This is a genomic window from Thauera sp. SDU_THAU2, assembly GCF_038260575.1.
Lineage (GTDB): Bacteria > Pseudomonadota > Gammaproteobacteria > Burkholderiales > Rhodocyclaceae > Thauera.
In genome coordinates, this window is the sequence record NZ_JBBWUN010000003.1 from 1,161,254 (window position 1) to 1,180,905 (window position 19,652).

Sequence of the window (19,652 nt, forward strand, 5' to 3'; positions counted from 1 at the left end):
GCTATGGCCTGCGCCGGCCGCTTTGTGAAATAATCAATCCCTTTTGTACGGAATACACGGGATGGCAGCGCAAACCCTGTACGAAAAGCTCTGGTCCAGCCACGTCGTCCATGAAGAGGCCGACGGCACGGCCCTGATCTACATCGATCGCCACCTGGTGCACGAAGTCACCAGTCCGCAGGCTTTCGAAGGACTGAAGCTGGCCGGGCGCAAGCCGTGGCGGATCAGCTCGATCGTCGCCACCGCCGACCACAACACGCCGACCGACCACTGGGAGCGGGGCATCCTCGACCCGGTGTCGCGCCAGCAGGTCGAGACCCTGGACGCCAACATCCGCGAAGTGGGCTCGCTGGCCTATTTCCCGTTCAAGGACGAGCGCCAGGGCATCGTGCACGTCATCGGCCCGGAGAACGGCGCCACGCTGCCGGGCATGACCGTCGTCTGCGGCGACTCCCACACCTCGACGCACGGCGCCTTCGCCTGTCTGGCGCACGGCATCGGCACCTCCGAAGTCGAGCACGTGATGGCGACGCAGTGCCTGCTGCAGAAGAAGTCCAAGACCCTGCTGATCAGGGTCGATGGGCAGCTCGGCCAGGGCGTCACCGCCAAGGACGTCGTGCTCGCGATCATCGGCAAGATCGGCACGGCCGGCGGTACCGGCTACGCGATGGAGTTCGGCGGCAGCGCGATCCGTTCGCTGTCGATGGAAGGCCGCATGACGATCTGCAACATGGCGATCGAAGCGGGCGCGCGAGCCGGCATGGTCGGCGTCGATGAAACCACCATCGAATACCTCAAGGATCGCCCGTTCTCGCCCAAGGGCGAGGCCTGGGAGCAGGCGGTGGCCTACTGGCGCACGCTGAAGAGCGACGAAGGCGCGCAGTTCGACAAGCTCGTCGAGCTGAAGGCCGAGGATATCCTGCCGCAGGTCACCTGGGGCACCTCACCGGAAATGGTCACCACGGTCGATGGCCGCGTGCCCGATCCGGCCGTGGTGGCCGATCCGGTACGCCGCGAGGGCATCGAGCGGGCGCTGAAGTACATGGGGCTGGAGCCGAACACGCCGATCACCGAGATCGCCGTCGACCAGGTCTTCATCGGCTCATGCACCAACTCGCGCATCGAGGATCTGCGCGAAGCGGCTGCGGTGGCCAGGGGCCGGCGCAAGGCGGACAGCGTCAAGCGCGTGCTGGTGGTGCCGGGCTCCGGGCTGGTCAAGCGCCAGGCCGAAGAGGAAGGCCTGCACGAGATCTTCGTCGCCGCCGGCTTCGAATGGCGAGAGCCGGGCTGTTCGATGTGCCTGGCGATGAACGCCGACCGGCTGGAGCCGGGCGAACGCTGCGCCTCGACTTCGAACCGCAACTTCGAAGGCAGGCAGGGCGCCGGCGGCCGCACGCATCTCGTCAGCCCGGCGATGGCCGCGGCCGCCGCGGTGACCGGCCACTTCACCGACGTGCGCCAGCTCGGCTGAGCCGCGCGTTCGCCAGGAGTGTCCCGATGAGAGGAGCAGCAATGGTCCTCGCCGCCGTGCTCGCCGGGCTGGCGCTCGGCGCCTGCAACACCGTGCATGGCATTGGCAAGGATATCGAAAAGGGTGGCGAAGCCATCCAGAGGGCAAGGAAATAATGAATCCGTTTACCAAGCTCGACGGCCTGGTCGCGCCGCTCGACCGCGCCAACGTCGACACCGACGCCATCATCCCCAAGCAGTTCCTGAAATCGATCAAGCGCAGCGGCTTCGGCCCCAACGCCTTCGACGAATGGCGCTATCTCGACGTCGGCCAGCCGGGCCAGGACAGCAGCAAGCGTCCGCTGAACCCGGACTTCGTGCTCAACCAGTCGCGCTACCAGGGCGCGCAGATCCTGCTGACGCGCGACAACTTCGGCTGCGGCAGCTCGCGCGAGCACGCGCCCTGGGCGCTGGAAGACTACGGCTTCCGCGTGCTGATCGGGCCGAGCTTCGCCGACATCTTCTTCAACAACAGCTTCAAGAACGGCCTGCTGCCGATCAAGCTGGATGCGGCCGACGTCGACGAACTCTTCCGCCAGTGCGAGGCGAACGAAGGCTACCGCCTGGTCGTCGACCTGGCGGCGCAGACCATCACTCGCCCGGACGGCAGGACGATCGGCTTCGACATCGATCCCTTCCGCAAGGAATGCCTGCTCAACGGCTGGGACGACATCGGCCTGACCCTGCGCCATGCCGACAAGATCAAGGCGTACGAAGAGCGTCGGCGCGCCGAGCACCCCTATTACTTTGCCTGAGCCGCTGCGGCGCGGGCCAACAGGAGAAAAGACGGAATGAAGATTTGCGTGCTGCCGGGCGACGGCATCGGTCCGGAAATCATGGCGGAGGCCGTGCGCGTGCTGAACGCGCTCGATCTCGGGCTGGAAATGGAAGAGGCATTGCTCGGCGGCTGCGCCGTGGATGCGACCGGCACGCCCTATCCGGAAGCCACGCAGAAGCTCGCGCGTGAAGCCGATGCGGTGCTGCTCGGCGCCGTCGGCGGCCCGCAGTGGGACAATCTGCCGCGCGAACAGCGCCCGGAACGTGGCCTGCTCGGCATCCGCAAGGATCTGAACCTGTTTGCCAACCTGCGCCCGGCGATCCTGTATCCCGAACTGGCCAACGCCTCCTCGCTGAAGCCCGAGGTCGTCGCCGGCCTCGACATCCTGATCGTGCGTGAGCTGACCGGCGACATCTACTTCGGCCAGCCGCGCGGCATCGAGACCCGCGAAGTGGAAGGCACGCAGCAGCGCGTGGGCTGGAACACGATGATCTACGCCGAATACGAAATCCGCCGCATCCTCAAGGTGGCCTTCGAGGCGGCGCAGAAGCGCGGCAAGAAACTGTGCTCGGTCGACAAGATGAACGTGCTCGAATGCACCCAGCTGTGGCGCGACATCGCCGAGGAAGTGGCCAAGGACTACCCGGACGTCGAACTGAGCCACATGCTGGTCGACAACGCCGCGATGCAGCTGGTGCGCGCGCCCAAGCAGTTCGACGTCATGGTCACCGGCAACATGTTCGGCGACATCCTGTCAGATGAGGCCTCGATGCTGACCGGCTCCATCGGCATGCTGCCGTCGGCTTCGCTCGACGCCAACAACAAGGGCCTGTACGAGCCTTCGCACGGCTCGGCACCGGACATCGCCGGCAAGGGCGTCGCCAACCCGCTCGCCACCATCCTGTCGGCGGCGATGATGCTGCGCTACACCTTCAATCAGGAAGAGGCCGCGCAGCGCATCGAGAACGCGGTCAAGACGGTGCTCGCGCAAGGCCTGCGTACCGGTGACATCTACGAGCCGGGCACGCGCAAGGTCGGTACCCGCGAGATGGGCGACGCGGTGCTCGCAGCCCTGTAAGCTGTCGGGTCCGAACGGATTCTTCGAAAAACGTTTTTGCTGAGAGTGATGAACATGAATCGAGTCGGTCTGGTTGGCTGGCGTGGCATGGTCGGTTCCGTGCTGATGCAGCGCATGGTCGAAGAAGGCGACTTCGCCTTCATCGAGCCGGTGTATTTCTCCACTTCCAACGCCGGCGGCAAGGCGCCTTCCTTCGGCGGCAAGGAAGCCTCCGCGCCCTTGCAGGACGCGACGGACATCGACGCGCTGAAGAGCTGCGACATCGTCGTGACCTGCCAGGGCGGCGACTACACCAAGGAAGTCTTCCCCAAGCTGCGCGCCACCGGCTGGAACGGCCACTGGATCGACGCCGCGTCCGCGCTGCGCATGAACGACGACGCCGTGATCATCCTCGACCCGGTCAACCGCGACGTCATCGACGCCGCGCTGGACAAGGGCGGGCGCAACTGGATCGGCGGCAACTGCACCGTGTCGCTGATGCTGATGGGCCTCGGCGGCCTGTTCCGCCATGGGCTGGTCGAGTGGATCTCGGCGATGACCTACCAGGCGGCCTCGGGCGCCGGCGCGCAGAACATGCGCGAACTGATCAGCCAGATGGGCACGATCCACGATTCGGTCAAGGATCTGCTCGCCGATCCGGCCTCGGCCATTCTCGACATCGACCGTAAGGTCGCCGAGACCATGCGTTCGGACGGTTTCCCGAAGAAGAACTTCCGCAACACGCCGCTGGCCGGCAGCCTGATCCCGTGGATCGACGTGCCGGTCGAGCACGGCCAGAGCAAGGAAGAGTGGAAGGGCGGCGCCGAGTGCAACAAGATCCTCGGCAATCCGGCGTTCCGTACCCCGGGCTCGATCCCGATCGACGGCCTGTGCGTGCGCATCGGCGCGATGCGCTGCCATTCGCAGGCGCTGACCATCAAGCTGAAGAAGGACGTGCCGCTCGACGAGATCAGCGACATCATCGCCGGCGCCAACCAGTGGGTGAAGGTCGTGCCCAACGAGCGTGAGATCACCGAGCGCGAACTGACGCCGACCGCCGTCACCGGCACGCTGTCGGTGCCGGTCGGCCGCCTGCACAAGATGGCGATGGGGCCGGACTATCTCGGTGCCTTCACGGTCGGCGATCAGCTGCTGTGGGGGCCGCCGAGCCGCTGCGCCGCATGCTGCGCATCCTGGTCGAGCGCTGATCGAGCGTCAAGAATCGGCATTCCGTGCCGTAATCAGAGGGGGCTGCGGCCCCCTTTGCTTTTTCCGGGTGCTGCGTTCGCGGTACTAATTCACACCGAGCATCCGTGAATTGATATGGATTGCTGCGGCTCATTGGGGAAGATGCTAGATTTCTAGCCCAAACCACGACGCTTTTCGACGAAAAAGCTCGGCTTTCGGGGGAAACGCAGTTTGAAGACCATGATGAAAACCTCGTTCAAGGCATCCCTGATTGCGCTGGCCATCGCTTCGATTCCGCTCGGCTCCCAGGCCGCGGGCCTCGGGCAGATCAACGTCTTCAGCGGCCTTGGCCAGCCGCTGCGCGCGGAGATCCAGGTCAATGCCACTGCGCAGGAACTGCAGTCGCTGACGGCGAGAATCGCATCGCCCGAAGCTTTCCAGCGGGCGAGCATCGCGTATTCGGCTGCCGCCGCGGCGATTCGGGTCAGCGTCGATACGCGTGCATCCCGTCCCGTTGTCCGCCTGTCCAGCGACCGGCCGATCAACGATCCCTTCGTCGACCTGCTGGTCGAGCTCGATTGGGCCAACGGCCGTGTCGCGCGGGAATACACTTTCCTGCTCGATCCGGTCGATCTCACTGCGCCCCAGCCGCTGGCGGCGGCCGTCGATAGGCCGGCCGCGCCCGCCGCAAGCAGCCAGGTGTCGGCACGGTCGGCACCACCGCCTGCTGCGCGAGTTCCCGTCGACGCCTACACGGTCCGCCGCGGCGATACCCTGAACCGGATCGCAAGCGCCAATGCACAGCCGGGCGTGACGCTCGACCAGATGCTGGTCGCCTTGTACCGCGCCAACCGCAATGCCTTCGATGGCGGCAACATCAATCGCCTGCGTGCCGGTGAAGTGCTCGCCATTCCCGATGCCGATGCAGCCCGCAGCATCGCACCTGCCGAGGCTCGGCGCGAGATCCGGGTCCATTCCGCCGATTTCGATGCCTACCGCCGCGGCCTGGCAGCCGCTGCGGCCCGCCGCGCACCGGCACAGCAGGCCGAGGCCGGGCAGGAAAGCGCGGGCAGGATCGTGCCGCGTGTCGAGGAGCCGCAGGCGCCCGCAGACAGCGGCGACCAGTTGAGGGTTTCCCGCAGCCAGCCGGCGGAAGGCTCCGCCGATGCGAACAGCCGCCTGCAGGCGCTTGAGGAAGAACTGGCCGCACGCGAGCGGGCGCTGGAGGAGGCCAATGCCAGGCTGGCGCAGCTCGAAGCGAGCATCAACGACATGAAGAAGCTGCTCGAGCTGCGCAGCGCGCCGCTCGCCCAATTGCAGCAGGAAGCGGAAGGCGTGCCGCCGGCAGCCGAACCGCCGTTGTCGCCCGTTGCCGCTGAAGCCGCGGCCGAGCCGCTGCTGTCGGCAGCCGCGGTGGACACGCCTGCGGCGGCCGAGGCGCCAGCGGCTGCATCGGATGCGCTTGCCCCCGCAGACGAGGCCGGCCGGACCGAACCAGCCCAGCGTGCGGAGACGCCGACCGAAGCCGCCGGTGCGGAGGCTTCCGCGCCGGAACCCACCGAAGCGGCCGAGGCCGCTGCGGTGAAGGACGCGCCGCCTGCGGCTGCCGAGGAAGCCGCCGCGCCGCCGCCGAAGCGGCCGGTGCGCAGGGCTCCGCCGCCACCGCCTCCACCCGAGCCGAGTTTCATGGAGTCGATGATGGAAGATCCTTCCGTCATTGCGGGGGGCGGCGGCATCCTGGCCTTGCTGCTCGGCTATGCCGGTCTCAAGCTGCGGAATCGGCGCAAGGCCACCGCCGCCGCTCCTGCGCCGGAAGCCCTGAGCGAGCTGGCGCCGGGCGGACAGAGCGTGTTCGCCGCGACGGGCGGGCAGAGTGTCGATACCGCTGCCAGCAGCATCATGCAGACCGATTTCAGCCAGACCGGGCTGTCGGCGATCGACGCCGACGAAGGGGTCGACCCGGTTGCGGAAGCCGATGTCCTACATGGCGTATGGCCGCGACGCACAGGCGGAGGAGATTCTGCAGGATGCGCTGAAGGCCGATCCGGCGCGTACCGCGATCCACCTCAAACTGCTGGAAATCTATGCCCAGCGCAAGGATCCGCGCCAGTTCGAGACCGTCGCCTCCGAACTGTTCGCACAGTCCGGCGGCCAGGGCAGCGACTGGGAGAAGGCAGCGGCGATGGGCCGCAAGCTGGATGCCGACAATCCCCTTTATGCCGAAAAGCCGAGCGAGAACGAAGTCCCGACCGAGATGCCGCTGGGCGTCGCGGCAGGCGCGGCGGCAACTGCTGCGGTAGCGAGCGCAGCCGCGCCGGCTGCAGCCGAGGCGCCGGCGCCGGCGGACAGCTCCAGCGTCGAAGCCGCGCCCGCAGCGGCGCCGGCGCGGGCTTCCGTACCGGCGTCCGAGCCGGCCTCGCTGGCCGATCTCGATTTCACCAGCTCCCTGCCCATGGGGCCGAGCCAGTCGCAGATGCGCGACACCTGGATGGTGCCGGGCGAGCTGAGCCAGCTCGGCGGTGACAAGGATAGTGACGGAGAAGGGGCCGATGCCGTACAGCCCCCGGCTGCAATCGATGCCGCTGCGGAAGCGGCTGCTCCGGAAGCCGGAATCGACGGAACGCTCGACGCCGGGGTGATCGATTTCGAACTCGACCTGGGCGACGAGACGCCGGCAGCGGCGGTCGCAGCGCAAGCGGCCGAGGATGCGGGCCTTGCTTTCGATCTCGAGATCGACGAGCCGGACAGCGCCGATGGGGCGGCAGAGCCCGAAGCGAGTGCAGCCGAAGAGAGCCCGCAGCCCGCGGCAGCTGCGGATGTGGGCCTGGCGTCCGCGCTCGATTTCGAGCTGCCCGACCTCGATCTGACGTCCGCCGAGCCTCAGCCCGGGGCCAACGATGTACCGACGCCGGTCGTCGACATCGAACAGACCAGCTTCGACAGCAGCTTGCTGGATTTCGATTTCGACATCGATACACCGGTCCCGCCTCCGGCAGCCGGCGCCGCGAGCCTCGACCTGACCTCGATCGATCTCGATCTGGACAACTTCGACACCTCGCCGGCCGAGGATGGGACGACCGTTCCGATCTCGATCGAAGCGACCCAGCTCGGCCAGTCCCAGGTGGATTTCGCTGCGGCCGACATGCTCGACGCCGATCTCGCTGCATCCGGCGACGAAGTGGACACCAAGCTCGAACTGGCGCGCGCCTATGACGACATGGGTGACAAGGAAGGTGCGCTCGAACTGCTGGACGAAGTGCTGCGCGAAGGCTCCGAAGCGCAGCAGGCGGCAGCGCGCGAGATGATTGCACGTCTTTCCTGAGCCTGGACCCGCACATGCCGCCGCAGAGCCGAGGCCCTGCGGCGGCATGTCTTTTTGTGTGCCCGGCTTCTGGCCGACATGCCGCAATATGCTTGGCTACTTCATATTTCGCTCAGGAGATCGAATTGAATGCGTATTTGCGATCTGCCAGAAGTACAAAAGCGAATCTGGGCTGCGAGCGGATCAGCAGGCAGACCAGCAGTGCCAGAGCAGCAAACATTCCGAGCATCCCCGGGTATCCATGGTGATCGAGCAACAAGCCCGCCAATGCGGCGGCGGCGACGCGGCCGAGCGTGAAAATGCTGGACTGCAGGCCATAGTCGGCCGCGTGCCGTCCGCTGCGGGCGAACTCCATCATCAAGGCAAAGGCCAGCGACGAGGCCACTCCCATTGCAATGGCGAGCAGCGCGGCAGCGGCAAGCAAGAAGGCTCCCGACGTCTGTGAAGCCGCGAAGGCCAGTAGCGCAACTGCCAGGGCATTGACCGCTGCAGACCAGGGCAGGGCAGCTGCCAGCCATTTGCGTGGCAGAAATCCGGCTGCCAGACTGGTCAGCGCCCCGAGAGCGCTGCCGCCGATGCCGGCGATCCACGCCACGTCGGCCGCCGGAAAGCCATGGTCGAGCAAAAGAGGCTTCAGATAAATCCAGGCCGCAGCCACGGGGGGATAGTAGGCGATCAACAGGATGGCCCACATCTTGGCGTCCGCCTGCCTGAAAAAACCGCGCCAGCCAGCGAATGGGCTCATTCGTTCAAAAGCTGGGGCGCGATGGTCTTCATCGACGAACCCGAGCAACGCGAGCGCGAAGACGAGGCAGCCCGCCAACAGGAAAAAAGGGGCGGACCAGCCGAGTGCCTGCTCCATCAGCAGCATCACGCCACCGCCGACGATCGCGCCAGCAAAGGTGACCGCCGAACGTATGCTGCCGGCAAGCGGCCGCTCGGCGGGCGGAAACAACTGGATTGCCAGTGCATTGACCGGTATGTCGGCCCAAGTGGAAAACAGGGATGCGCTCAGCGTCAACGCGAACAGGGCAATCTTGCTGGAATCGACATTCATCGCCGCCAGCGCCAAGAGCGATATGAGGTAGCCTCCACCCGTCAGCCATGCCCAGCGGACGTGCGGGCGCCGTTTGGGACGCCAGTTCTGCACCGGCAAGGCCAGAAAAAGCTTGAACACGGCCGGCAGGCCGGCCAATTGGAAGACGCCGATTTCCGCGCCTGACCAGCCATGCTGGCGCATGACCAGTGGCAGGCCGATCCACAAATAGATGCCGGGTGCCGTCAGCGCGAAATTGATCAGGCCGAACAGCGCATGGCGCATGACGGGGCGAGACACGGTCAGTTCGCCTCGCATCGGGAGGCGCCGGTAGGACGAATCGTGCGTTGCCGGCTCCATTGGCCGGGTTGTCGCCAAGATGACGTTGAAGAGCTTGTCGACGATTTCTCCCGTCTCTGCTGCGCTGGTTTCAGCGATTTGCCGGACGTCCTGGACGAGAAAACCTGAATCTTCCAGCAGCGCCCTTACGTCCTGCGCGTGGTAAAGCTTGAACCCCAGCCGGGCGAAGGGCATCTTTTCGGTGAATGTGCGGTCGGCAAAGGCAATGCAGAGCAGTCCTCCCGGTTTGAGAACGCGTTCGAGTTCGACCAGGTGTCCGGCCGGGTCGTCCCAGAAGTAAATCGTGTGCACCGTCAGTGCCTTGTCGAAGCATTGCGCTTCGAACGGGATGGCGCTGGAGTCGCCCAGAAGGAACTCGACACGCCCACGTTCGATGAGATCTGCATGGAGTGCTCGCGCCTGCATCACCATGTCGCTCGACCAGTCGATGCCGGTATAGAAGACGTTTTCCAGATCCCCGACGATTTCGCCGGCGAATGCTCCATTACCGGGTCCGGTTTCCAGGACGCGATCTCCAGGCCTGATGTGCATGAGCTCGATGCACTTTCGATTGAGCGTGCCATGGATCTCGTTCATCTTCAGTGCCATCTCAAGGGCCTGCCCGCCGCTGGGGCAGCGCAATTGCGCCGCAGTGTCCTGCAGTGATTCCACTTCCAACTCCTTGTTTCGGCATCTGCCGTGCTGGCGTGAACGCCGCTGAAAAAAAGATGCCTACATGCGCCAGGTCACCCGCAGGCCAAGCTCGCGGGGAGGGCTGTAGATGGTGGTGGTGCCGTTGAGAAATCCGATGGTGTCGTATTTCCTGTCCCCGGCGTTGCGAACATAGGCGGACAGTTCGGTGCGCCCGTAGGTGTAGCCTGCCATCAGGTCGATGACGCCGTATCCGGCGCGGCCATACATGTTCGCGGCATCGAGATAGATTCTGCTGGCGCCGTTGATGTGGGCCTGGACGTACCAGCCTCGTGTGGCGTCGTAGCGCACCCCGAGATGTCCGGTGACATCCGGTGCGAGCGGGTTGTGCTTGCCCTTGTAGTCGTTGGCGCCGTCCCGGTACTCACGGAAGCGGGTACGGTTCAGCCCGAGGGCGGCCTGGAGCTGCCAGCCGGAGCCAAGCAGGTACTGAAGCTCCGCATCGATGCCTGCAGGGCGTGCCGACGCGGCATTGGTAAGAAACATCTGGCCAGGCAGTCCGATCTGCTGGACCTGCATGTCGCTCACGTTCATGAGGTAGGCTGAAACACTGTAGCGAAGCCGCCGGTTCAGCAGCCGCCCCTTGGCGCCGAGTTCGAAAGAGCGCACTCGTTCTGGCTGATAACGCCGGTAGGCCTCGGGCGCAAAGGCATTGAAGCCGCCTGCGCGAAAGCCTTCGGCGATGCTGGCATAGATCTGTCCATCTTCATGCCATTGGTACTGCAGGGCGAGCTTGGGAGAGAAACGGCGCCATGCACGTGATTGTTCGCGGCCGCCCTCCAGGGAGAAGCGCACCTCGTCGCGCTCGAAACGGCCGCCCGCCGTGACCGTCCACCGCTCCTTCAACGGGACGGTCCAGTGGGTGAACAGCGCAGCCGAGTTGCCTTTCTGCGTGGCGGAGGTCGTGGTCGAACCCAGCGGAATCTTCTGCCCGAAGCTCAGATCATGGTCATCGCGGTCTGCGTAGAATCCGGCCAGCCATTGCGCCTGGCCAAGCCGGCCTTCGAGACGAAACTCCTGCGACAAGGTTCGGAAATGGTGGTTGCGCCCCACCTGCAGCATGTCCACCGGCATATAGTCGATGTCCTGCAGGATGCGGTCGGTGAATTCATTGTTGGCCGAGATTGAGCGCAGACGCAGGTCGGGCGCCAATTCGTGCGATACGTCGAGCGACACGGTGCGTGCCGTCGATTCATTCCAACTGTCTGTTCCGGATCGAACCGTGGCGCGCGGCGCAGTGACCGATCCCCATAGCGAGCCTGCGTCGCGGTATTCCCGCCGGGCATAGCGGAGGGTGGCATCGGTTCGCTCGCTGGGCGTCCAGCGCAACGCCAGGCGGCCATTGCGGCGCTCGCGATCGTCCTCCTTGCCCCCATCGAAGGTGTTGTCGATGAAGCCGTCCTGCGCGAAGAACTCGCCGGCGACGCCGATGTAGAGGGTGTCCTTCACCAGCGCGCGACTCGCATCGAAGCGCAGCGCGCGTTTTTCCCGACTCCCGATCTCGGCGGAAACGACGGCATGAGGATCGTTGCCCGGCTTGCGCGTGACGATGCTGATCACGCCGGCCTCGGCATTGCGCCCGTACAGCGTGGACTGCGGCCCGCGCAGCACCTCCACGCGCTCGATGCCCAGCAGATTGTCGTCGAACCCCTGGCCTCGCAAGGTCGGGACGCCATCGACCACCAGCGCCACCGAGGACGAAAACCCCATGATGTTGGCCGTCAAGCCACGCATCACGGGTGGCTGCAGGCCGGACTGCCCCGATGCCTGGAAGGTGAAGCCGGGCGTCATCCGCGCCACGCCTTCGAGACTGTCGATGCCGGCCGCCTCCAGATCCTCGCCCTCGAACGCCGAAACGCTGGCAGGGACGCTTTCAAGCGACTGGGCTCGCTTGTCGACGGTCACCGTGACGGTGGGCAGTTCGACCATATCCTGGGCGTAAGTCGATGAACTGCCGAGCCACATCACCAATACCGTGGCCGTCACTCGATGCAATGCGAGTGCTTCCATTGTTTCCCTCCCAAAGCCTGCACTTGGAAAATCCTACCTTCAATTGAAAATGATTCTCATGTAGAATTTTCTGGATTCGGGAGCAATACGTATGCAGGACGGAGGGAAGAGGAGCGTTCGTGATGGCAGCTCGACCAGAGGCCACTGACCAGGGCTTGGGCGCTGGGGGTACGAAAGGCCGATCGATGCCTCGATTCACCGAGGAATGCCGCATCGAACGCCTGCCACTGGATGACGGGCTGACCCTGGTGCGCTCGTTTTGTTGTCCTGCCAAGGATCTGAGCGAGAAAACCGATCAGGCCGATGCTCGCCCGACGCTGGTCATCACCTTCGGGCTTGCCGGAGAGTCCGTTTACGTGGAGCGTGGGGGTACGCGTCTGCGTTTCCGTCAAGGCCGTACGACGCTTTCGATCTTTGCCTGCTGCCAAGGCGAGCGCCAATTTGCCGCCAACACCCCGGTACGCCAATTACGGCTGGCCGTCGGTGAAACCGCGCTGCGGCGCTACCTGGGTACACCCGACGCACTATTGCCTCAACGTAAGGGGGTGTGCGCACTGGGTGAGCGCGCCACATCCCCGTGGTGCCTGCCGCTCGTACGCTCCTTGGCCGACCCGGGGGCCGTTTCGCACCTGGATGCGCATATTGCCGCGCTCAGTCTGGTTGGCGAACACCTCCGCGTCCTGGGGCCGCTGGCCGGAAGCCCTTCGTCTTCGGCGCGATGGACTCCAGCCGATATGGAGAAGCTCAGGCAGGCGCACGACCTGATGTACAGCCAAATGGATCGTGCGCTGACCATTCCCTATCTGTGCATCTCGGTGGGAGTCAACGAATTCAAGCTCAAGCGGGGATTCCGCGAAATCTATGGCACGACGCCGTACCAGGCGCTACTGGACATGCGAATGCAACGTGCGAGGCAGCTATTGGAAGCAGGTTCGCAAGTCGCCCAGGCTGCCTATGCCGTGGGGTATGCCCACCCGGCCAATTTCAGCACGGCGTTTGAGCGGTATTTCGGTTTTCGGCCGAAATTCTTTTGCACCCGCCGCAGAAATTAGGGCAGCTCAGACGAAATCCACGCTGCCCGGGGAGCTTGAAGGCAGGGCCGACGAAGACCTGCGAGGAAGGGCCATGTGTCGCTCGGATGTGCAATGCATTAAGAAGTCCGCTCAGGCGGAGCGCGAAACGGAAGGGAGAGGTGGGGCCAAGCCTGAAGTCTTGGGTGATGAAATGCGAACGGCGCGGCAGGAAACTGGAGGCCTGAGGCGAGCGGAGCCGTTCGGGCCGGTGCTCGCTTCTAATTGCCGCAGGAAGCGCCAGCAGGCAAAATGCGCCCCAGGCTGATGCGCCCCAGGCACATTGCTTACTCTTCGCCCCCGCCGGGGGCTTCTTCATTGCAGGCATGCATTCAGGACTTCTGCTGTCGTTGTGGTTCGCCGGCGTGGCGTCGGTGCAGTTTCTCGCCCCCGGGGTGCTGGCCTGGGTGGTCGCCGCCAGCCTGGCGCTCGCGCTCGGCTTCGCCCGTGACAGGGCGCTGCGCCTGCTGCGCCGGGTACGGGTGCTGATGTTCGCCATCGTGCTGCTGTTCGCCTGGTTCACGCCGGGCGAAGCGATGTTCGCCTCCTGGCCGCGGCTTTCGCCCAGCCGCGAGGGGATGATGCTGGCCCTGGTCCATGGCGGGCGCCTGATCGCGGTGGTGTGCGCCGTGGCGCTGCTGCTCGAACGCCTGCCGGTCGAGCGCCTGGTCGGCGGGCTCTATTGCCTGAGCCGTCCTTTTTCCGTGATCGGCCTGCGTGCCGGCGATCTGGCCCTGCGGCTGATGCTGGTGCTGCGCTTCGTCGAGGCTTCGCCGCGCGGCAGCGCGACGCACTGGAAGGACTGGCTGCGCGACGCTGGTGACGATGGCGAGCTGCAGCCGGTCAGGCTCGTCCGCGAACGCCTGGGGCCGCTGGATGTCGCTGTTGCCGCAGCACTGGGACTGCTGGGGCTGGCGGCGTTGTCGTGGGGATTGCCATGGGCCGCATAGCGCTCGGCATCGAATATGCCGGCGATGCCTTCTGCGGCTGGCAGAGCCAGGCGCATGGCCGCACGGTGCAGGATGTACTGGAGCGGGCCTTGGCGGAAATCGCCGCCGCGCCGGTACGCCTGCATTGCGCCGGGCGCACCGATACCGGTGTCCATGCCAGCGCCCAGGTCGTCCATTTCGACACCGCGGCCGTACGGCCGATGACGGCCTGGGTGCGCGGCGTCAATGCCCTGCTGCCGCCGGCTATCGTCGTGCGCTGGGCGGTGGCGGTGGATGAGGACTTTCACGCCCGCTTTCTCGCTTGCGAGCGCCAGTATCGCTACATCCTGCACAACAGCCCGACCCGGCCGGCAATGCTGGCCGGGCGCGTCGGCTGGTTCCACGTGCCGCTGGACGAACTGCGGATGGCCGAGGCCGTCGAATGCCTGATCGGCACGCATGATTTTTCGTCCTTCCGGGCCGCCGGTTGCCAGTCGAAGACGCCGGTGCGCGTGATGCACGAGGCGCGTGTCGTGCGCCAGGGCGAATACCTGCTGTTCGATTTTCGTGCCAACGGCTTCCTGCACCACATGATCCGCAACCTGGTCGGCGCGCTGGTCTATGTCGGCAAGGGGCGCCATCCGGCGGGCTGGATGCGGACGCTGCTCGAAGCGCGCGACCGCAGCCGCGCTGCGCCCACTTTCGCGCCGGACGGCCTGTACCTGTGCGGCGTGGCCTACCCGCCGCGCTGGCCGCTGCCCGGCGATGGGCGTATCATCGCGCTGCCTCAGCTCCCCCTCATCTGAATGCCCCGTACCCGAATCAAGATCTGCGGCCTGACACGCCCGCAGGACGTGCGTGCCGCCGTCGAACTCGGCGCCGATGCGATCGGCTTCGTCTTCTATCCGCCCAGCCCGCGTGCGGTGAGCATCGATCAGGCGGCCGAGCTCGCGGCCTTGCTGCCGCCTTTCGTCACCGCCGTCGGCCTGTTCGTGAATCCTTCGCGGGAGGAGGTCCAGGCCGTACTCGAGCGTGTGCCGCTGCAGCTGCTGCAGTTCCACGGTGACGAGAGCGAGGCCGCTTGCGCCGGCCATGGCAGGCCATGGATCAAGGCCGCGAGGATGCGGCCAGGGGTCGATCTGGTAGAATTCTCGGCTTCGTATCCGCGCGCCAGCGGAATCCTCGTCGACACATTCGTCGAGGGTTATGGCGGCGGGGGGAAAACTTTCGACTGGTCGCTGATTCCCGAGGGCTTCGGGCGGCCGCTCGTGCTTTCCGGCGGGCTCGACGCGGACAACGTCGCCGAAGCGGTGCGGCGCCTCCGGCCGTGGGCGGTCGACGTCTCGAGCGGAGTCGAAAGCGGCAAGGGAATCAAGGATGCGGCCCGGATCGCCGCATTCATCGATGGAGTTCGACAAGCAGATGGCTGACATGCCTTACCAGTTTCCCGACGCAAGCGGGCATTTCGGCCCTCACGGCGGCATCTTCGTCGCCGAGACCCTGATGCCGGCATTGGCCGAGCTGCGCGAGGCCTATGCCGCGTGCCAGGCCGACCCCACCTTCATGGCCGAGTTCGAATACGAGCTCAAGCATTACGTCGGCCGTCCCAGCCCGATCTACCACGCCAAGCGCTGGTCGGAGACGCTCGGCGGCGCGCAGATCTACCTGAAGCGCGAAGACCTCAACCACACCGGCGCACACAAGGTCAATAACTGCATCGGCCAGGCGCTGCTGGCCCGCCGCATGGGCAAGCAGCGGGTGATCGCCGAGACCGGCGCGGGGCAGCATGGTGTCGCCACCGCGACCATCGCCGCGCGCTACGGCATGGAATGCGTGGTCTACATGGGCTCGGAAGACGTCAAGCGCCAGGCCGCCAACGTCTATCGCATGAAGCTGCTCGGCGCCACCGTGGTGCCGGTCGAGTCCGGCTCGAAGACGCTGAAGGATGCGCTGAACGAAGCGATGCGCGACTGGGTCACCAATGTCGCCGACACCTTCTACATCATCGGCACCGTGGCCGGGCCGCATCCCTATCCGCTGCTGGTGCGCGACTTCCAGACCGTGATCGGCAAGGAATGCCTGGTGCAGATGCCGGAGATGGCCGGGCGCCAGCCCGACTACGTGATCGCCTGCGTCGGCGGCGGCTCCAACGCGATCGGCATCTTCCACCCCTACATCGGCGCCGAAGGCGTCCGCCTGGTCGGCGTCGAGGCGGCGGGCGACGGCCTGGAAACCGGCCGCCACGCGGCGCCGCTGACCACCGATGCGCCCGTCGGCGTGCTGCACGGCAACCGTACCTACCTGATGCAGGACGAGGACGGCCAGATCATCGAGACGCATTCGATTTCCGCCGGCCTGGACTATCCCGGCGTCGGCCCCGAGCACGCCTGGCTGAAGGATTCGAAGCGCGCCGAGTACGTCGCCGCGACCGATGCCGAAGCGCTGCAGGCCTTCCACGACCTGTGCCGCTACGAAGGCATCATCCCGGCGCTGGAATCCTCGCACGCGCTGGCCCATGCGGCCAAACTGGCGCCGACGCTGCCGCGCGACAAGATCCTGCTGGTCAATCTGTCGGGCCGCGGCGACAAGGACATGCACACCGTCGCCGAACGTTCCGGCATCCAGTTCTGAACCTCCCCCGGGCCGCGTTGCGGCCCGCTGCGTGATCGAGACGTGACATGTCAAGAATCCAGACCGTTTTCCAGCATTTGCAGGCCGAAGGCCGCAAGGCGCTGATTCCCTTCGTCACCGCCGGCTTTCCCGAGCCCGCGCTGACCCTGCCCCTGATGCGTGCGCTGGTCGAAGGCGGCGCCGACATCATCGAGCTGGGCGTGCCGTTCTCCGACCCGATGGCCGACGGCCCCACCATCCAGCGTGCTTCGGAACGCGCGCTGGAGCAGGGCATGAGCCTGCGCAAGGTGCTCGACACCGTCCGCGCCTTCCGCGCCGGGAACGCCGAGACGCCGGTGGTGCTGATGGGCTACGCCAACCCGATCGAAGCCATGGGCGTCGAAAACTTCGTCGCCGCGGCCAGCGAAGCGGGCGTGGATGGCGTGCTGGTGGTCGATTACCCGCCCGAGGAATGCACCGGCTTCACCCGCGCGGCCAAGGCCGCCGGCCTGGATCCGATCTTCCTGCTGGCACCGACGTCGACCGAGCAGCGCTTTGCCGACGTCGCCGCGGCGGGCAGCGGCTACATCTACTACGTCTCGCTGAAGGGCGTGACCGGCAGCGGCAAGCTCGACATCGACGAGGTCGCGCGCCGCATTCCGCAGATCCGCGCCGCGGTCGGCATGCCGGTCGGCGTCGGCTTCGGCATCCGCGATGCCGAGAGTGCCCGGCGCATCGGCGCCGTTGCCGACGCGGTCGTCATCGGCAGCCGGATCATCGAGGAAATCGAGCAGGCGCCGGCAGGCGAAGCCGTCACACGCGTCACCGCCTTCATGCGCGGCATCCGCGAAGCGCTCGATGTCATCGAGCCGGCAACAGGAGTGAAATCATGAGTTGGTTGGAAAAGCTGCTGCCGCCGAAGATCAAGCGCAGCGACAGCGCAGGGCGCGGCAAGTCGACGATTCCGGAAGGACTGTGGAGCAAGTGCAGCGCGTGCGAAGCCGTGCTCTATCGCTCCGACCTCGACAGCAACCAGGGCGTATGCCCGAAGTGCGGGCACCACAACCGGCTGCGCGCGCGCCAGCGTCTCGACATGCTGCTCGACATCGAAGGCCGCGTCGAGATCGGCGCCGAAGTGCGGCCGGTCGATGCGCTGAAGTTCAAGGACTCGCGCAAGTATCCCGAGCGCCTGTCGGCAGCGGGATCGGAGACCGGCGAGGCCGATGCGATGGTCGTGATGCAGGGGCTGATCGGCGGCGTGCCGGTGGTGGTGGCCTGTTTCGAGTTCGAGTTCCTCGGCGGCTCGATGGGTTCGGTGGTCGGCGAACGCTTCGTGCGCGGCGCCAAGGCCGCTTATGAGCAGCGCCTGCCTTTCATCTGCATCACCGCCTCGGGCGGCGCGCGCATGCAGGAAGGCCTGTTCTCGCTGATGCAGATGTCCAAGACCACGGCGGCGATCACGCGCCTGGCCGAGCGCCGGCTGCCTTTCGTCACCGTGCTGACCGATCCGACCATGGGCGGCGTGTCGGCGAGCTTCGCCTTCATGGGCGACGTCGTCATCGCCGAGCCGGGCGCGCTGATCGGCTTTGCCGGCCCGCGCGTGATCGAGCAGACGGTGCGCGAGAAGCTGCCGGAAGGCTTCCAGCGCGCCGAGTTCCTGCTGGAGAAGGGCGCCATCGACCTGATCGTCGATCGCCGCGAGATGCGGCAGGAGCTGGCCCGTCTGCTCTGCCTGCTGCTGCGCCAGCCCGCCGCCTCGGCTGCCTGATGGTTTCTTCGTCCACTGCCGTTTCGCCGCGCACGCTGGCCGGCTGGCTGCAACTGCTCGAGCAGCGCCATGCGCAGGCCATCCAGCTCGGCCTGGAGCGTGTCGCGCAGGTGCGTGCCGCGCTCGGAGCCGATCCCGATGCGCTGGTGATCACGGTGGGCGGCACCAACGGCAAGGGATCGTGCTGCGCGATGCTGGAGGCCATCCTGCTGGCGGAAGGCTATCGCGTCGGCTGCTATACCTCGCCGCATCTGCTGCGCTACAACGAACGTGTCCGCGTCGATGGCAAGGACGTCGCCGACGAGGCCCTGGTCGAGGCTTTCGACGCGGTCGAAGCCGCCCGCGGCGATACGCCGCTGACTTATTTCGAGCATGGCACGCTGGCCGCCTGGGAAGTGTTCCGCAGGCAGGCGCCGGACGTCGTCATCCTCGAAGTCGGCCTCGGCGGCCGGCTGGACGCGGTGAATGTGTTCGACGCCGACTGCGCGCTGGTGACCGGCATCGCGCTCGACCACATGGATTACCTCGGCGACACGCGGGAAGCGATCGGCTTCGAGAAGGCCGGCATCTTCCGCGCCGGCCGGCCCGCCGTGTGCGGCGACCCGCAGCCGCCGGCCAGCCTGCTCGAGCATGCCGAGGCGATCGGCGCGCAGTTGTGGATCAGCGGCCGCGATTTCGGCTTCGGCGGCGACCGCCAGCAGTGGGGCTACTGGCGCTACCAGGCGCCGCCTGCGCAGGGCGCGCTGGTCAAGCGCGGCGGCCTTGCCTATCCGGCGCTGCGGGGTGCCAACCAGCTGCTCAACGCCGCTGCGGTGATGACGGTGCTCGACGCCGTGCGCGACCGCATCCCGGTATCGATGCAGGCCATTCGCCAGGGCCTGATGCTGGTCGAGGTGCCGGGCCGCTTCCAGGTCCTGCCCGGCCGTCCGGCGGTGGTGCTGGACGTCGCCCACAACCCGCAGGCGGCCGGCGTGCTGGCCGAGAACCTGGGGAGCATGGGTTTCCATGCGGAAACCTGGGCGGTGCTCGGCATGCTCGGCGACAAGGACGTCGAAGGCGTCGTGGCGCGGCTCAAGGACCGGATCGACCACTGGCTGCTTGCCGATCTGCCCGGCCCGCGCGGCCTCAAGGCCGAGGAACTGGCGTTGCGCCTGCACATGGCGGGTATCGAAGCCGGCATCCGCTGCTTTCCTTCGCCGAAAGATGCCTATGCTGCGGCGCAGCAGGAGGCGGGGAGGGTGATAGAATCGTGGCCTTCGGCTCCTTCCTGACCGTTGCCGAAGTGCTCGACGCGGTGAAAGCGGGCAGACACTGACGAGATCGTT

The 19,652-nt window shown here is 66.1% G+C and carries 15 protein-coding genes and 2 pseudogenes; 15 read left to right on the forward strand and 2 right to left on the reverse strand.

Annotation, left to right across the window (positions count from 1 at the left end; translation table 11 throughout):
- The first annotated feature begins 61 nt into the window (after positions 1–61).
- From leuC to AAFL97_RS06630, 7 genes and pseudogenes are all read left to right on the forward strand, one after another.
- Positions 62–1,471 (forward strand): 3-isopropylmalate dehydratase large subunit, encoded by a 1,410-nt coding sequence (gene leuC / locus AAFL97_RS06600; RefSeq protein WP_341644241.1) that lies wholly within the window; start codon positions 62–64, stop codon positions 1,469–1,471.
- Between the two features lie 41 nt (positions 1,472–1,512).
- On the forward strand, positions 1,513–1,626 hold the full coding sequence (locus AAFL97_RS06605; RefSeq protein ID WP_341644242.1) for an entericidin A/B family lipoprotein: 114 nt from the start codon (positions 1,513–1,515) through the stop codon (positions 1,624–1,626).
- Positions 1,626–2,264: a 3-isopropylmalate dehydratase small subunit gene (gene leuD, locus AAFL97_RS06610; RefSeq protein WP_341644243.1), complete on the forward strand. Its 639-nt coding sequence runs from the start codon at positions 1,626–1,628 to the stop codon at positions 2,262–2,264. The genes AAFL97_RS06605 and leuD overlap by 1 nt, the downstream gene beginning before the upstream one ends.
- Before the next feature lie 36 nt (positions 2,265–2,300).
- Positions 2,301–3,365 carry a 3-isopropylmalate dehydrogenase gene (gene leuB / locus AAFL97_RS06615; RefSeq protein WP_341644244.1) on the forward strand — a complete coding sequence of 355 codons (1,065 nt, stop codon included), beginning with the start codon at positions 2,301–2,303 and terminating at the stop codon, positions 3,363–3,365.
- A 54-nt stretch (positions 3,366–3,419) separates the two neighbouring features.
- Positions 3,420–4,552: pseudogene (gene asd, locus AAFL97_RS06620) on the forward strand (aspartate-semialdehyde dehydrogenase).
- Between the two features lie 220 nt (positions 4,553–4,772).
- Complete coding sequence (locus AAFL97_RS06625) at positions 4,773–7,055, forward strand: type IV pilus assembly protein FimV (protein WP_341644245.1); 2,283 nt, start codon at positions 4,773–4,775, stop codon at positions 7,053–7,055.
- Positions 7,006–7,854, forward strand: coding sequence for a FimV/HubP family polar landmark protein (locus AAFL97_RS06630; protein WP_341644246.1), 849 nt, complete (start codon positions 7,006–7,008; stop codon positions 7,852–7,854). Before AAFL97_RS06625 ends, AAFL97_RS06630 begins: the two co-directional genes overlap by 50 nt.
- A 112-nt stretch (positions 7,855–7,966) precedes the next feature.
- On the opposite strand, the gene AAFL97_RS06635 is transcribed toward AAFL97_RS06630, so the two are convergent.
- Both AAFL97_RS06635 and AAFL97_RS06640 read right to left on the reverse strand, forming a co-directional pair.
- Positions 7,967–9,901 (reverse strand): MFS transporter, encoded by a 1,935-nt coding sequence (locus AAFL97_RS06635; protein ID WP_341644247.1) that lies wholly within the window; start codon positions 9,899–9,901, stop codon positions 7,967–7,969.
- Positions 9,902–9,961: 60 nt separating this feature from the next.
- Positions 9,962–11,950 (reverse strand): TonB-dependent receptor, encoded by a 1,989-nt coding sequence (locus AAFL97_RS06640; protein ID WP_341644248.1) that lies wholly within the window; start codon positions 11,948–11,950, stop codon positions 9,962–9,964.
- A 185-nt stretch (positions 11,951–12,135) separates the two neighbouring features.
- On the opposite strand from AAFL97_RS06640, the gene AAFL97_RS06645 reads away from it, so the two are divergent.
- The 8 genes and pseudogenes from AAFL97_RS06645 (at position 12,136) to folC (ending at position 19,642) form a co-directional block, all read left to right on the forward strand.
- Positions 12,136–13,002, forward strand: coding sequence for a helix-turn-helix transcriptional regulator (locus AAFL97_RS06645; RefSeq protein WP_341644249.1), 867 nt, complete (start codon positions 12,136–12,138; stop codon positions 13,000–13,002).
- A gap of 344 nt (positions 13,003–13,346) precedes the next feature.
- Positions 13,347–13,970, forward strand: a complete 624-nt coding sequence (locus AAFL97_RS06650) for a CbiQ family ECF transporter T component (RefSeq protein WP_341644250.1) — start codon at positions 13,347–13,349, stop codon at positions 13,968–13,970.
- Positions 13,958–14,755 carry a tRNA pseudouridine(38-40) synthase TruA gene (gene truA / locus AAFL97_RS06655; protein WP_341644251.1) on the forward strand — a complete coding sequence of 266 codons (798 nt, stop codon included), beginning with the start codon at positions 13,958–13,960 and terminating at the stop codon, positions 14,753–14,755. The genes AAFL97_RS06650 and truA overlap by 13 nt, the downstream gene beginning before the upstream one ends.
- Complete coding sequence (locus tag AAFL97_RS06660) at positions 14,756–15,379, forward strand: phosphoribosylanthranilate isomerase (RefSeq protein WP_341644252.1); 624 nt, start codon at positions 14,756–14,758, stop codon at positions 15,377–15,379.
- The gene (gene trpB / locus AAFL97_RS06665) at positions 15,372–16,580 is read left to right on the forward strand and encodes a tryptophan synthase subunit beta (RefSeq protein WP_341644253.1); all 1,209 of its coding nucleotides are present in this window, start codon (positions 15,372–15,374) and stop codon (positions 16,578–16,580) included. Before AAFL97_RS06660 ends, trpB begins: the two co-directional genes overlap by 8 nt.
- Before the next feature lie 47 nt (positions 16,581–16,627).
- Positions 16,628–17,452 carry a tryptophan synthase subunit alpha gene (trpA, locus tag AAFL97_RS06670; protein WP_341644254.1) on the forward strand — a complete coding sequence of 275 codons (825 nt, stop codon included), beginning with the start codon at positions 16,628–16,630 and terminating at the stop codon, positions 17,450–17,452.
- The gene (gene accD / locus AAFL97_RS06675; protein ID WP_263461395.1) at positions 17,449–18,327 is read left to right on the forward strand and encodes an acetyl-CoA carboxylase, carboxyltransferase subunit beta; all 879 of its coding nucleotides are present in this window, start codon (positions 17,449–17,451) and stop codon (positions 18,325–18,327) included. Before trpA ends, accD begins: the two co-directional genes overlap by 4 nt.
- A pseudogene (gene folC / locus AAFL97_RS06680) lies at positions 18,327–19,642 on the forward strand (bifunctional tetrahydrofolate synthase/dihydrofolate synthase). Before accD ends, folC begins: the two are co-directional and overlap by 1 nt.
- Positions 19,643–19,652: the final 10 nt, after the last annotated feature.